General features: G+C 45.4%; 11 protein-coding genes. 8 read left to right on the top strand and 3 right to left on the bottom strand.

Going from position 1 to position 14,300, the window contains the following annotated elements; all coding sequences use genetic code 11:
* The first annotated feature begins 2 nt into the window (after positions 1-2).
* Positions 3-1,364, top strand: coding sequence for a Wadjet anti-phage system protein JetA family protein (locus tag AC6I3O_RS23710; protein WP_497852981.1), 1,362 nt, complete (start codon positions 3-5; stop codon positions 1,362-1,364).
* A 129-nt stretch (positions 1,365-1,493) separates the two neighbouring features.
* On the opposite strand, the gene AC6I3O_RS23705 is transcribed toward AC6I3O_RS23710, so the two are convergent.
* The 3 genes from AC6I3O_RS23705 to AC6I3O_RS23695 form a co-directional block, all read right to left on the bottom strand.
* On the bottom strand, positions 1,494-1,850 hold the full coding sequence (locus AC6I3O_RS23705; RefSeq protein WP_497852980.1) for a PilZ domain-containing protein: 357 nt from the start codon (positions 1,848-1,850) through the stop codon (positions 1,494-1,496).
* A gap of 42 nt (positions 1,851-1,892) precedes the next feature.
* On the bottom strand, positions 1,893-2,186 hold the full coding sequence (locus AC6I3O_RS23700) for a PD-(D/E)XK nuclease domain-containing protein (protein WP_497852979.1): 294 nt from the start codon (positions 2,184-2,186) through the stop codon (positions 1,893-1,895).
* 164 nt (positions 2,187-2,350) lie between these two features.
* Positions 2,351-3,325, bottom strand: coding sequence for an AAA family ATPase (locus AC6I3O_RS23695; protein WP_497852978.1), 975 nt, complete (start codon positions 3,323-3,325; stop codon positions 2,351-2,353).
* A 594-nt stretch (positions 3,326-3,919) separates the two neighbouring features.
* Here AC6I3O_RS23695 and AC6I3O_RS23690 point away from each other — a divergent pair.
* The 7 genes from AC6I3O_RS23690 to AC6I3O_RS23660 all read left to right on the top strand — a co-directional run bounded on the left by AC6I3O_RS23690 (position 3,920) and on the right by AC6I3O_RS23660 (position 14,265).
* A complete protein-coding gene (locus tag AC6I3O_RS23690; RefSeq protein ID WP_497852977.1) occupies positions 3,920-4,276 on the top strand; it encodes a hypothetical protein in 357 nt (118 codons plus the stop codon).
* A complete protein-coding gene (locus AC6I3O_RS23685) occupies positions 4,276-5,178 on the top strand; it encodes a radical SAM protein (RefSeq protein ID WP_497853579.1) in 903 nt (300 codons plus the stop codon). The genes AC6I3O_RS23690 and AC6I3O_RS23685 overlap by 1 nt, the downstream gene beginning before the upstream one ends.
* Positions 5,179-5,202: 24 nt before the next feature.
* Positions 5,203-7,011 (top strand): ABC transporter ATP-binding protein, encoded by a 1,809-nt coding sequence (locus AC6I3O_RS23680; protein WP_497852976.1) that lies wholly within the window; start codon positions 5,203-5,205, stop codon positions 7,009-7,011.
* Positions 7,004-8,842 carry an ABC transporter ATP-binding protein gene (locus AC6I3O_RS23675; RefSeq protein WP_497852975.1) on the top strand — a complete coding sequence of 613 codons (1,839 nt, stop codon included), beginning with the start codon at positions 7,004-7,006 and terminating at the stop codon, positions 8,840-8,842. Before AC6I3O_RS23680 ends, AC6I3O_RS23675 begins: the two co-directional genes overlap by 8 nt.
* 87 nt (positions 8,843-8,929) lie before the next feature.
* Complete coding sequence (locus tag AC6I3O_RS23670) at positions 8,930-10,234, top strand: RNA/DNA-binding domain-containing protein (RefSeq protein WP_497852974.1); 1,305 nt, start codon at positions 8,930-8,932, stop codon at positions 10,232-10,234.
* A 16-nt stretch (positions 10,235-10,250) separates the two neighbouring features.
* Entirely contained in the window at positions 10,251-10,895 is a 645-nt protein-coding gene (locus tag AC6I3O_RS23665; protein ID WP_497852973.1) for a DUF4194 domain-containing protein, read from the top strand.
* Entirely contained in the window at positions 10,846-14,265 is a 3,420-nt protein-coding gene (locus AC6I3O_RS23660; RefSeq protein WP_497852972.1) for an ATP-binding protein, read from the top strand. The genes AC6I3O_RS23665 and AC6I3O_RS23660 overlap by 50 nt, the downstream gene beginning before the upstream one ends.
* Positions 14,266-14,300: the final 35 nt, after the last annotated feature.

Raw genomic sequence — 14,300 nt, 5'->3', positions numbered from 1 at the left:
GTATGCAGTTACGTAACGAGATCCCGGACACGTTTTGGAGTTTATTCCGAAGCGTGAACCGGGAGATTTATATAGAAGCGCTTTTATGCATTAATGATGAATATCAGTACAGTAATTATTTCCTGACCAGAGAAGTTTGTATTCAGGTGTTGGGCGACATGAACGCGAGGAAACGTTTTGAGTTACAGGCGGAGGAGAGCGACACGGAGACGGACATGATGGAGACGCCTTCCGCACGAATCCTGAGTTGGCTTTTGAAAACCGGCTGGCTGAAACGGGTTGAGGATTACCATAGTCTGGTGACTAATATTGTGATTCCGGACTATTCGGCGGTGTTTATTGATGCGTTCGAGCGTCTGAATTCCGATGAGATGGAAGAGACGGACATTTACATTCAGAACGTGTATGCAACGTTGTTTTCGTTCCGCAATGACCCCAGAGCCAGTCTAAGCATGCTTCGGACGGCGTTGGTCAATACCAGAAGGCTGAATAAGGCGCTGCAGGATATGCTTCACAATATGGATAAGTTTTTCGGGCGGCTTTTGGAGCAGGAATCCTACGGGGAGCTGCTTAGGGAGCATCTGGAGGGGTATGTGGAGGAAATCGTGCGCAAGAAGTACCATATCCTGAAAACCTCCGATAATTTCTATATTTACAAGATGGATATCAAGAAATTCATTCAGGAAATGCGGGAAAATGAGGAATGGATTGAGAATGTCCGCAGGTGCGCCCGGGCAATGGGGGATACAAGGGACGATGTGCTGGAACTTCTGGATTTGATTGACCGAGGGTTCGACGATATCGAGCATCGGATTTCCAATATGGATAAGGAACATACAAAATACGTACGGGCGACGGTGACAAGGCTTAATTATCTCCTGAGCGGCGAATCGGACACAAAGGGGTTGGTGGTGAGGCTTCTGAACCGGATGGCGGCAGGGGAAGACCAGGAAGAGCTGCTTGATAAGACGGGGGAAAAGATGAACCTTTCCCTTGTGGAAATGTTGTCGGAGAAGTCGTTGTACAAACGCCGCAAGAGCCGGAAGGATTTCGTAAGCCAGTTGGAGGCAGATGTGGAAACGCCGGATTTGGATAAGGATGACGTGCTGCGTCTGAACAGGATTCAGGTTCGGTACAGCAAGGAGCAGATTGAGGAATTCATTGAGTCGCATATGACAGATGAGGTCATGGATGCATCAAAGCTGGTGATTCGGGACGGGGAAGATTTCGAGAAGTTGATTCTGGCATATGATTACAGCACGAGAAAGAACAGCAGGTATGCGGTTCTTGAGGAAGACGCGGTTCTTGTGGAGCAAAACGGATACCGATATCCGGCTCTCAGGTTTGTGCGCCGGGGCGTCTGAAAGGGGAGAGCTGAAAAAAGCAGAAAAAACATGGGGCTGCCGGAGGTGTGGTTTTCGGGCAATATATTAATATTTTCTGAAAACCACACCTCCGGGCAGCCTCATGTTACATTTTGAAGCGATAAAATTCTACTGCGGTACACCTTCGTCAATCCGGTTCAGCAAATCGTAGATTTCAATCCGTTTGGCGTTCATTTCCGGCAGTCCAATAAAGATTGTCCCGCACATATAACGTCCGTCTTCTGTCTGCTCGATTCTGACCACTTTTAAAAATGCATGGATAATCTCATCCGTCCAGATTTTTAAATCGGCTTCATACACTTCTCCAATCAATAAGGGGGCGGCGCAGATAAATCCCACGCCTGTCTTGGATACATTCAGCACATCAATCTCTACGTTTTCGGTTTTGGCTGTACTGTCGCTCATATTCTTAATCGCTAACCGTGCCGTCAGGCTAATTCGTCTGTCGCGTCTCTTTTCTTCCATATTCCGTACCACCTTTCACAGCAAATCTATTTACTAATAATTTTATCGCATTTGCTTATGTTTGTAAAGTAATTGGAAGAAGGTCTTTGTATTGTCTTTTTCATAGGAAATTCCGACTAACAAAATATCGCCTCCATAGTCAGAGAGTATCGACGGATATGCTTTCTCTTTTATCTGCTGAATTGCGCCTTTTGCGGATTGATTCCATTTTAATTCGATGACCAGTGCGGGCAAGGGTGAAGTTTTTTTCGGAAAATATACAATATCGGCATATCCTTGTCCGGACGGCAGTTCTTCAAATTTGAGATAGTGGTCTTTATAACTAAAATATGCCAATTTAATTACGCTTCGCAATGCCTGTTCATTATTGTAGTAAAGAATAGCGGTTTCCTCTGCGTGGATTTTTTCAATCTGTGCGGCAACGGCCGAGGAATTTTTGTGGACGGTATCGTAAATTAGCTGTTCGCTTTCCCGGATACGCCGTAAGGTATCGTCACGTTTTACCTCCCGGATTGCCTTATTGAATTCCAGCCGGATTTCTCGAGCAGTTTGGCAAGAGTGGCTGACAGACCGTCAAAGTTCAGGCTGATATATCCCATCAGGCTTTTTGCGGCAGAGGTTTCTGTCCAGTAGGAATTGAATTTCTTGTTTCGGATAGCCTTCATGACGGAATTGGGATTGTACACAGAATCCATATGTTCCAGTGTATATCCGTCATACCATTGCTTCATCATAGCAAAATCCATATGATAATCGCTACATAATTTTTGCACTTCTGCTTCGGTAAAGCCTGCATATTTGGCAAATTCCATCGGACAGACCATGGAAAACTCCTGAAAGTCTGAGATGGCAGATTGTGAGCCGTCTTTCTTTATTGGCAGGATTCCGGTCATATATGCTGCGGCAAATATTCTGGCGGTAGTTCCGCTGCTTTTGAACAATGTGCGCAGGAATGACAGATATTGCTTCTGAACCGCCGGCGTTTCCCTGATAGGGGCGTCCCATTCGTCAATAATCGCAATAAACTTATTCCCTGTTAATTCAGTGGCGTTAATCAGGGTCGTGGAGAAGGAGTCGTCTGTTTTCAGGCTGGGATATGCAGCCAGAAGCTCTTCTGTAATTTTGCGGCGGATAAAGGAAGGTAAATCTTCGGTCCCTGCTTCTCCCATGATGTTCGTGATATCGAGGTAGATGACGTCGAATTTGTTCCGGTATTTCTTATAACCGCCGTTACCGTCTGCGGCTATCTCAAGGTCGTCAAAAAGATTGGAAGAATCACAGGTTTTATCATAATATGCACATAACATCTGTGCGGCGAAAGATTTCCCGAACCGGCGGGGCCTGCTGCAGCAGGTCAGCCTGCGGGGAGTGTCAATTGTGTCGTTAATCAGGCTGATAAGTCCGCTTTTATCTACATAGATGTCGTTGCGGATGCCGGAAAAACCTTGATTGCCGGGATTCAGATAGGTTCCCATTGGTACTCACCTCCTGAACCTATTATAATATTGGCGGGGAGGTTGTGCAATATGAAAAGGTCGGTAATTTTGCCGTATTGATTTAAGGTATACCCTGTGGCACATTCCTTGAAAAGCTAAAAGATGAGTTATCGTTTTGTGTTATTAAAAAGAAACAAGAGACGACATGGAATTATTTAGTGGTGTGTGATATTTTATAATCACAGTAAGGGAACAATATATGTTTCCGGTGCTGAATATGAAAAAAGTGAGAGGGATGTTGATAAAGTTTATTAGTACCTTTTAAACAGCCTGAGCTTTTTTGAAGGGAGGGAGAGAAAATGGAAAAAGTTGAGTTTGTATGTCGAAGCGTAATAAAACCTCCACAGACAGGTTGCCATTATCAGTCACATTCGTGTGGAGCAGGGCGGTAATGTAAAATACATACATGGTATAAGTTTTATGCCATGTATGTATTTTTCCATAAAGACCAACTCGTAATGCATGTTTTTATGGAATAGTTGGACTCTATCCTGTAAGGAGTATGTATTACGGGATGCCCTTTGGGTATAAATAAGCAGATTTTAATAAAGTATAATGAGAGGATGAGGACATTTGAGAAAGTTATTGAAGGTTTTCGGGGAGAAAAATATAAGTTATATTTTTAATGGTAATAGTCTAGAATTATTTAAAGTAACAAATAAAGATGATGTTAAAAAATATATGGAACAAAATGATGAATTTATTAGTGAAAAGCAGATTGTAAATGAAGGAACTATTTCTAAAATAGTTCTTAATATGAGTAATAAATGTAATTTAAAATGTAAATATTGCTATGCAGATGGTGGAAAGTATGCCTCTAAAAAAGATGAATTAATGTCTGTAGAAATATTCGAAAGTATCATAGAAGAAATTTTAGGAGAAGGGGTTAGCCGTATAGGAATTGTTTCTTTTTTGGTGGAGAACCATTAATTAACTATCCATTAATTAAAAGAGGAATTACGCTATTTAATGAGAAGTTAGAAATTGGAAACTACGAAATTGTTACCAATGGCTGGTATTTGGACGAAGAGATGTTAAAGTTTTTTAAAGAGCATAATGTAAAGTTGGCAATAAGTATTGACGGTCCTCAGGATATTACAGATTTTTTGCGTGGAAAGGGAAGTTACGCTAAAGTTATGCAAGGACTTGAAACAGCAAAAAGAATCAATTATAATAAAATTGAATGTTCTGCAACATATACGAAATGTCATGAAGAGCTTGGATATACATATAATGATATTAATGGCTTTTTTAAAAGCTTAGGAGTTAAGGCAACAATAAGCAGAGTGCTATCTAATGATGAAAAGTTGTTGCCAGTCCATAGACTGACAAAGGAAGAAATTAAGACTGATATCTGGGAGTCAGCGCGGATAATATATGATAATCATCAAAGCGGCGGAATTAATCCTTATTTATATCGTACATTAATGTCTTTGGCGTTTGGATCGAGAAGCATTAATTATTGTGATGATTTAATGCGAGATTTTTCAATTGCTTATGACTATGATGGAACAAAGTATAATTGCTTCCATTTTTGGGGAGACAAGAAATATGCTTTGGAAAAAGATGAAGTATGTAATGCTAAGATACAGGAAACAAACTGTAAGAATAATAATGAAGTCTGTGTATCGTGTTGGGCGAAGTATTTGTGTAAAATTTGTGTTGCGTCAATTATGCAAAATATAATGGAATGGCCATTTAAGGAAAATGGAGAATGCAAAGATAGGGATATATTTGAGTTATGCATGGAATGTATAATAGAATATCATTTGGATGGAAAGATTATAAGGCTAATGGATCATTTTGTGAGTAATTATGTCTGCTATCAATAAATGCATGCCAGAGGGGGGAGTAATATGCAAAAATACAATATATTCCATAATCTCAGATTTTCCCTGCGATTATTAAAAGAAGACCGATTCCAAAGCTTTTACATATATTCCTTTCTCCACATTGTGCTGGGGGTCTTATGCCCGTTGCTCCTCGCGGTATTCCCAAGCTATGTAGTGGGAACAATGGCAAAAGGCGGGGGCTTGGGGACTCCGATTATCAGGCTGGTACTCTTCATAACAGGAATTTTGCTCCTGCAGATGGCAGATACCTATTGCCTACGGACATATGAGCAAATCCTGTTCCTGTTCCGGAATAAGCAGGGCGAAAGGCTCATGAAAAAAGCGCTGGAGATTCCATTCTATTTATGTGAAAGCCCACAAGGACAGCGGCAGTTTGAGAAGGCAAGACGGGCGGTCTATGAGGGAAACCAGAACGGGATTGAAATCTTTTTAAAACAATTTACGGAAATATGCGTGAACCTATTGGGAATGTTGGCGTATGGGATTGTAATCGGCGCGGCGAACCCGCTCTTCATCCTCATGTTACTTGGGTTTACATCATTGGCAGCCTTCGCAAGCAGGCTGACCGGCAAGAAAGACTGTCTGGTACAGGAAGAGCTGGGCGGGGAATACACACGGCTTCAATACATGTGTCAGGCGACATTGGATGAGAAGAGCGCCAAAGATATCCGTATCTATCAGGCTCAGAAGTGGTTTTTAGAAGAGTTTGCGTCTATACGGGAAAAAGCACGGAAGTTACAGGACAAAAGCGCAGGTTATTACCTGCTCTTCGACAATCTGGAGCGGATTCTGGCATTCGTCCGGGATATCATTGTGTACGGGAGTTTTATCTATCTGATGTACCAAGGACGCATGTCGATTGAGCAGTTCCTGTTAAACATCGGAGTCGTGGCAGGATTCAACGGGTGGATTATGGGATTGTTCGGCAATATCAAAGAACTGACCAGAAACAATACGATTGTAGGACATTTCAAAGACTATCTAAGCTATGGCGAGGAACAAAGGGGAGGGGAGGAAAATGCTCCGAACCCCGGGACACCCCACACATTGACCATGGAACACGTCAGTTTCCAATATCCCGAAGCGGAAAAAGCATGCATCGAAGACCTGAACTTTACGGTAAACAGCGGGGAGAAACTGGCGCTGGTAGGGACGAACGGGGCAGGAAAGAGCACCATCATCAAACTTTTGCTCGGGCTTTACGAGCCTGCGGGGGGCAGGATACTTTTGGATGGGACGGATATCCGCAGGATAGACAAGGAAAGCTATTTCCGGGAATTTGCAGCCGCTTTCCAGGAGGTGTTCGCATTTGCGGCGTCCATAGCAGATAATGTGACCGGCGTTCCGGAAAAAGAGGCAGACGGGGAACAATTAAAAGAAAAACTTACTATGGCAGGGCTTTGGGAGTTTACCCAAAAGCAGCCGCACAAAGAAAGAACAAGCGTCACAAAGGCGTTAGACCCGGAGGGAATCCAGTTATCCGGAGGAGAGATGCAGAAATTAATGCTTGCAAGGACACTTTATAAAGACGCCCCCGTGGTGATACTGGATGAGCCGACCGCCGCCCTTGATCCCATAGCGGAACACGAGTTATACCAGAAATACAGTATGCTAACCCAAGGGAAAACAAGTATATTTATATCCCACAGGCTTAGTTCCACCAGATTTTGCGACAGAATCCTGTTTTTGGAAAACGGGAAAGTGGCAGAAGTTGGAACCCACGAAGAATTAATGAGCCGGAAGGGGAAGTATGCCAATATGTATGAGATACAGGCGAAATACTATCGGAAGGAGGAGCAGGGATATGTTTGATAAATTTAAGTTTCATAAAACAGGGCTTTCACTTTTAAAGCTGCTTCACCGATTAGACCCTGGCGCCATCCGAATGTCTGCCTGTTCCGCCCTGATGGAAGCGGTTACTTTTTACACCGGGCTTGTGATTTCGGCGATGCTAATTGACGATTTGCTGGCACAGGAATGGAAGACAGCCTTGCTCCATTCTGGGATTCTGGTGGGGCTTACTCTGGTGTTTGGGCTTTTGCAGAACCGGCTGTCCAAAATCTGGGCTGTAAAATACCAGATGTTATATACGGATTTGAAGATTTTAATGAGGAAAAAGGCTCTGTCTATGACCTTTGAAAGCTTTGAAGACCCGGCAGTGAAGAGGAAAATCTATCTGGCAGAGCGAACCATCGACATGTATGGGGGATTAGAAGAAATATTGTTCCTGTATCAGCAGCTATTTGGCTGTGCCATATCCGGGCTGGCTGCGGTTGGGATGGTCGCCCGCATGTGTTTTGCAAGGGGGCAGATGGGGCAAGCCAGCGTGATTGTGTCTGTTGCCAGCTTTTTGGGGGCGGTCTGTGTGGTGATGAAGGCGACGCTCTTCTCAAGCGGGCGTTTCCTTGGGCAGCAGAACCAGATTTACGCGGAACACGGGGACGCAGAGGAAGGGCTGTCCTACTATATGGAGCAGATTTACGGAAACCCGGAGGCAAATAAGCTGACCCATCTGTACCGTATGAAGGATATGCTTCTGCAGAATTTCAGCGGATTCTTAGGCGCGTCTTCCGGGCTGTATAAAAGGATGCGGGAAGTCCAGAGAAAACAAGAATTGGCAGGACAGGGAATCAGTATGGCGTTTACCGTTTATTCTTATGCCTTGATTCTATGGAAAATCTGCAGCAAGGCAATCAGCATCGGTTCTTTCAGCAAATACGCAGGGGCGATGACCAAATTTATGGACGACATGACAAGGATTGTCTGGACGAACGGGGAAATTGCAAGAAAATGTGAATTCATGCAGGGATTGCTTGACTTTATGGAAATGGAGGAGGAAAGCAGGGGAGGGACGTTACGGGTTCCTGACGGCGCAAAGGAGAAGTATGAAATTGAATTCCACAACGTGGGCTTCCAGTATCCGGGGAATGGGAATCTGACCCTGAAAAATGTGAATTGCAGGATTCATGCCGGCTGCAAAACGGCAATCGTAGGAAGGAACGGGGCAGGTAAAACTACATTTATCAAGCTGCTTTGCGGGCTTTATAAGCCTACCGAGGGCATCATTACCTTAAACGGCGTTGATATCCGGGAATATGATTACCATGAATATCTGAAACTATTTGGCGTGGTATTTCAGGATTTTGCCATGTTCGCATTCCCAGTGGGGGCAAACATCGCCGTTTCCAGGAACTATGAGAAAGATCGGGTATGGGACTGCCTTGCAAGGGCGGGGGTAAGCCGGGCGGTGGAAAAGATGCCGGGCGGTCTGGATACGCCGATGTTTTCGTCTAACGAAGACGGGATGAGCGCCAGCGGCGGTGAAATGCAAAAACTTGCGATTGCAAGGGCGTTATATAAGGACGCTTCGATTATGATATTGGATGAACCCACGGCGGCGCTGGACCCGATTAGTGAGTATGAGATATATAAGCATTTTGACGAACTGGTACAAAACAGGACGAGTATCTTTATCACCCATAGGATGAGCAGTTGTAGGTTCTGCGACGATATTCTGGTGTTTGATTCCGGAGGGATTGCAGAAAGGGGAAACCATGAGGAGCTGCTAGAGGGGCAAGGATTATACGCCGCCCTTTGGAGCGCGCAGGCGAATTATTACCAAGAGGAAAGAGCGGAAAACTAAAAATTCAGCGAAAATTCACTCCTATTCATTGATTTTAGTGAAAAATAGAGTATAATATAAATATAATGCTCTATGGAGGTATTTGAAATGAAATTTGAGACGGAAAACGTTGAATTCAAGGCTCAGTTTGTAGACGATATTTATAAAGAAATTATTGCATTTGCCAATACAGACGGCGGAACTGTTTATATCGGCATAGATGATAACGGCGATATCGTTGGTATTGACGATGTTGACGATACCTATACCCGAATTACAAATGGAATTCGTGACGCTATTTTGCCGGATATAACGATGTTCATAAAATACACATTGCAGGATAACCGTGTGGTCAAAATCAGAGTAAGCGAGGGCAGTTTTAAGCCGTATTATTTAAAATCAAAAGGTTTGAAGCCAAGCGGAGTATATATACGTCAGGGCGCTTCAAGCGCACAGGCATCGCCAGAACAAATCTGTCATATGATTAAGGTCTCAGACGGAGATATTTTTGAAGAAATGCGTTCTATGGAGCAAGAGCTTACCTTCAGGCATGCAAAAAATGCTTTTCAAAAATATAATGTAGAGAAAGAAAAATACCGGGCGCTTGGTATCACAGATTCATCCGATTCGCTTTATGCGAACCTTGCGCTTATTCTTTCGGATCAATGTGCGCACACAATAAAGGTGGCGGTTTTCGGCAATGACGCTAATACCCAGTTTCGTGATAGCAGAGAGTTTTCAGGCTCAGTATTTAAACAACTTGAAGATACATTTTCATATCTTATGCTCTGCAATAAAACAGTTGCAACATTTCAAGGCTTAGACAGGGTTGAGCAGGAAGATTATCCGGAAGAAGCGTTGCGTGAAGCATTGCTCAACGCAATTGTCCATCGTGACTATAGTTTTAGCGGGAGTGTTATTATTAATGTCAATGACGATGAAATGGAGTTTATTTCTATCGGCGGGCTTCTTCAAGGTTTATCACCTGACGATATCCGAAGCGGGATTTCACAGCCCCGTAATAAAAATCTTGCAGAAGTATTCCACCGTCTGCATTTGATCGAGTCTTATGGAACAGGCATTCGTAAGATATATTTTTTATACAGGGAATGTGCCTTACAGCCGCGTATCGAAGTGACTTCAAATACATTTAAGATTGTCCTTCCAAATATGAACAAAGCTGTAAAGGATGAAAAGAAAAATCGTAATTTACTGGACATTACGCCGCAAATGCAGACGATTCTTGATTTTATTCATGAAAATGGGCAGATTACGGATGGAGAAGTGCAGGAGTTGTTGAAGATAAAAAGTACCCGCTCATTTACTCTTATGAAAAAAATGGTTAATGAGGGGCTTGTTCTTGTAGTTGGAAGAGGAGCTAACAAGAAATATTTGGCAAAGAGTACGGATTGAAGCCGGGAGGTAAACATTGATAGAATATTTTGAACAAATCACCCAGGAAGAACAGGACATGCTGACAGAAGTCATTAAGACCCTCTTCTCCCAGACCTATCTTCTGGAACGCCGATACGACCGGCGCACAGGGCGGATGCAGTACGCAAAGGAATACCGGACGTGTAGCAAGCATCTGGAATTTTTGCGGGAGTATTTTTCCATAGCAGGAATCACCCTAAAAGAAAATGCACACATGGGCGTCGTCTACATCCAAGGCGGGCAAGCCTTTACAAAGAAGCTGTCAAGGCTTGCGACAATCTACCTGTTGGTGTTGAAACTCATCTACGACGAGCAGATGGAGAGCGTATCTTCAAGCAGCCATATCGTGACCACGCTGGGCGCAATGAACGGCAAGGCGGGGGAATTTCGGGTACTGAAAAGCCTGCCTTCCGTCACAGAAATGAGGCGCACAATCGCACTTCTGAGAAAATACCAGATGATTGAGCCGCTAGAGACGTTAGAAGAAATGAACGAGCAGACGAGAATCATCATTTACCCCTGTATCAATGCCGTATTGCTGGGGGACGAGATTCGGGAACTGTTGGCGACATTCGGGGAGGAGGACAATCTTGGAGACGAAACAGCCATTCAAAGCGCTATCGAGGATATGCCTGAATAACTGGCATTACATAGACAGGAAAGTACTGACGTTAAGCAAGGGAATCAATTTTTTTACCGGACATTCTGGAAGCGGAAAGTCCACAGTCATCGATGCCTTGCAGATTGTACTGTACGCCAGCACAGACGGGAGAGGGTTCTTCAACAAGGCGGCGGCGGACGATTCTGACCGCACCCTGATTGAATACCTGCGGGGCATGGTCAACATCAGCGAGAACAATGAGGCGCAATACCTGAGGAACCAGAATTTTTCCAGTACCATCGTGCTGGAGATGGAGCAGACCAACACGAAGGAAAAACAGTGCGTGGGTGTGGTATTCGATGTGGATACGGCGACCAACGATGTAAACCGGCTGTTTTTCTGGCATACGGGGGAGTTTCTGAAAGACGGCTACCGGATTGGAAAACGGTGTTTCAGTTCTCTTGAACTGCGGGAATATCTGCAAAGGACATTTTCACCGGAACAGTTCTATTGCGGCACAAGCAACGAGCGTTTCCGCCGCCAGCTCTATGATATCTATCTGGGCGGACTGGATATGGAGAAGTTCCCAAGACTGTTCAAGCGGGCAATTCCGTTCCGTATGAACATCAAACTGGAGGAATTTGTGAAAGAATACATCTGCATGGAGCAGGATATCCATATCGAGGACTTGCAGGAGAGCGTCATGCAGTATGGGCGGATGCGGGGAAAGATTGAGGAAACTGTGGAGGAAATCCGGCGTCTTACGCAGATTAGGGAGCGTTATGAGGATTATGACGGGAAACGCGAGGCTGCGAAAATGTGTGCCTACCAAATCGAGCGTCTGGAAATGCTGAGGCTTACGGCACAGGTGCAGGAATGCCGGGACAAGATTGAGAGCCGTCAGGAAGAGATTGCCGCCGGTGAAAATCAGAAAGCCGGACTTGAAAAAGAGCAGAGGGGAATCCAGGAAGAATATGAGGAGGTCATCCTGCGGATTGCGAATAGCGGCTACCTGGGGCTTGAGTCGGAGCAGGAGGCTGTGGATACGGAGCTTAGGCGTCTGGAAAACAGCAGGGCGAGATGGCAGCAGACGGCAGAGCGGCTGAAAGAGTGGAAGGACAAGGATGTAACGCCCAATCAGGTGTTGTGGGATATTGATAAATTTGCGGATGAAGACATTTCGGAAGAAGAGCTTGAGCGGCTCATGGGCAGCTTACAAGACATCCAGGAGGATTTGGAGGAGCAAAGGCAGGAGGCGGACGCTGAACTGCGGCGGATTAAGAAGGAAGAGCGTGAGGCAAGGGAAGAGCTGAAATCCTTGAAACAGGGGAAGAAAGCGTATCCGAGAGAATTGGAAGAGGCAAGGTTCGAGCTGCGGGGACGCCTTCATGAGCGCTGCGGGAAATTTGTCAATGTTCAGATTCTTGCGGATTTATTAGATTTGAAAGACGAACGCTGGCAGAATGCGGTCGAGGGTTATATGGGAAATAACAAGCTGCTGCTCATCGTAGAACCGGCGTATGCGAAGATTGCCATGGATATTTATCAGCAGATGGATAAGAAGAAGTTCTTCCGGGCGTCTGTGCTGGATACGGAGAAGGTGATGAAGGAATCTCACCCTGCAAGGAAAGGCGCGCTGGCAGAAGAGGTGCTGGCGAAAGAGCCGTATGTACAGGCGTATATCGATTTCTTTCTGGGAAATGTCATGAAGTGCGAGACTGTGGAGGAGCTTAGGGATTGCAAGATTGGCGTTACGCCGGACTGCGTGTTGTACCATAGTTTCCGTCTGCAGCATATCCACCCGGAAAATTATACCAGATGCGCTTATATCGGAGATGTCAGTATGCGCCAAAGAATTCGCCGTCTGGAAGAGCAGTGCCAGAGGCTGCAGGAGGAACGGCTGCCCTTGCAGGAGCAGTTGGAGGAAATCCGCCAGACGATGCAGTTGGAGAGGCTTAGCCAGCCAATGGGGGATTATCTGGGGCAGCTTGGGGATATCCGGCAGATTTCCGGGAAAATGAAGCAAAAGAGCCAGATTGCAAAGAAGCTTGAGATGCTAAAGAGCCAGTCTGTGGATGCATGGGAGGCAAAGAAGCGGGAGTTACAGGAAAGACAGGATGTGAAGAAATCTCAGGTGGTTAAGGTGCAGGAAACCATCTGGAATTACCAGAAGGAGATTGAAAAACTGCGCGAGGAGCTTTTGCAGGCGGAGAATGGGATTATGGAGCAGCGGCGGAAACTGCGGGCAGAATCAGGGAAGGCGGCAGGTGTGCCTGACGGCGGGGGTGTTGACGGAAGGATGCTCGATGAAAAGGAAGAGCGGCTAGAACGGTATGAGCAGGAATTTCAGAAATATCTCTCCGGCAGAAAATCCGGGAATTACGATTATCTCAAGCGTCAGCGTCTTGCAGACCTCTACCCGATTCGTGAAGCCGAGGAGGAGGCTTACCAGAAATTAGTGGAGGAGCGCAGCAGCTATGTGAGGAATTACCCGAACCGGACATTCTCTACAGCCATCCGGGATAATATTCCTTACGATGATTTGCTGGAAAATCTCAGATGCGATGAGTTGGAGGCGTTCCGGGAGTCTGCGAAAGAACAGGCGCGTTCTGCCGTCGAGCATTTTAAGGACGACTTTATTTTCAAAATCCGCAGCGCCATCCGGGAGGCATACCAGCGCAAAGACGAGCTGAACCGGATTATCAGCGGGCTGGATTTCGGGAAGGATAAGTATCAGTTTGTGATTACGAAGAACAAGGGTGCGGACGGAAGGTATTATAAGATGTTCATGGACGACGCACTGCAGATTCATCCTTCGCAGTTGACCGATACTATGGAGAACCAGCTTGACATGTTTACCATGGAGCATGAGAACCAGTACGGAGAGCTGATGAATGAGCTGATTCATGTATTTATCCCGCCGGAGAATGCGACTTCGGAGGAGCTGAATGAGGCGAAGAAGAATATGGATAAATACGCAGATTACCGCACGTATCTGTCTTTCGATATGCAGCAGATTATAAAAGGGCAGAAGGATATGGCAATCGGGCTTGGCAGGATGATTAAGAAGAACTCCGGCGGTGAAGGGCAGAATCCCTTGTATGTGGCTCTTCTGGCGAGTTTTGCCCAGGTCTATAAAGTCAATACACCGGCAAGGTATCAGAGGAACCCGACGATTCGGCTGGTGGTGTTGGACGAGGCGTTTTCCAAGATGGATGCGGAGAAGGTGGCAAGCTGTATTTCCCTGATACGGGGGCTTGGTTTCCAGGCGATTATCAGCGCCACCAATGATAAGATACAGAATTATCTGGAAAATGTAGACAAGACCTTTGTGTATGCCAATCCCAATAAGCGGCATATTTCGATTCAGGAATTTGAGCGGGAAGATTTTGGGGAATTGGTGGAATAAATGAGGAAAGGGGGAGGGAGATTTGCGCCCCTCCC

The sequence above is a fragment of the Sporofaciens sp. St.21A7 genome, assembly GCF_059728535.1.
Note: the sequence above shows the minus strand (reverse complement) of the source record. Positions and strands in the feature narration are given on the sequence as shown.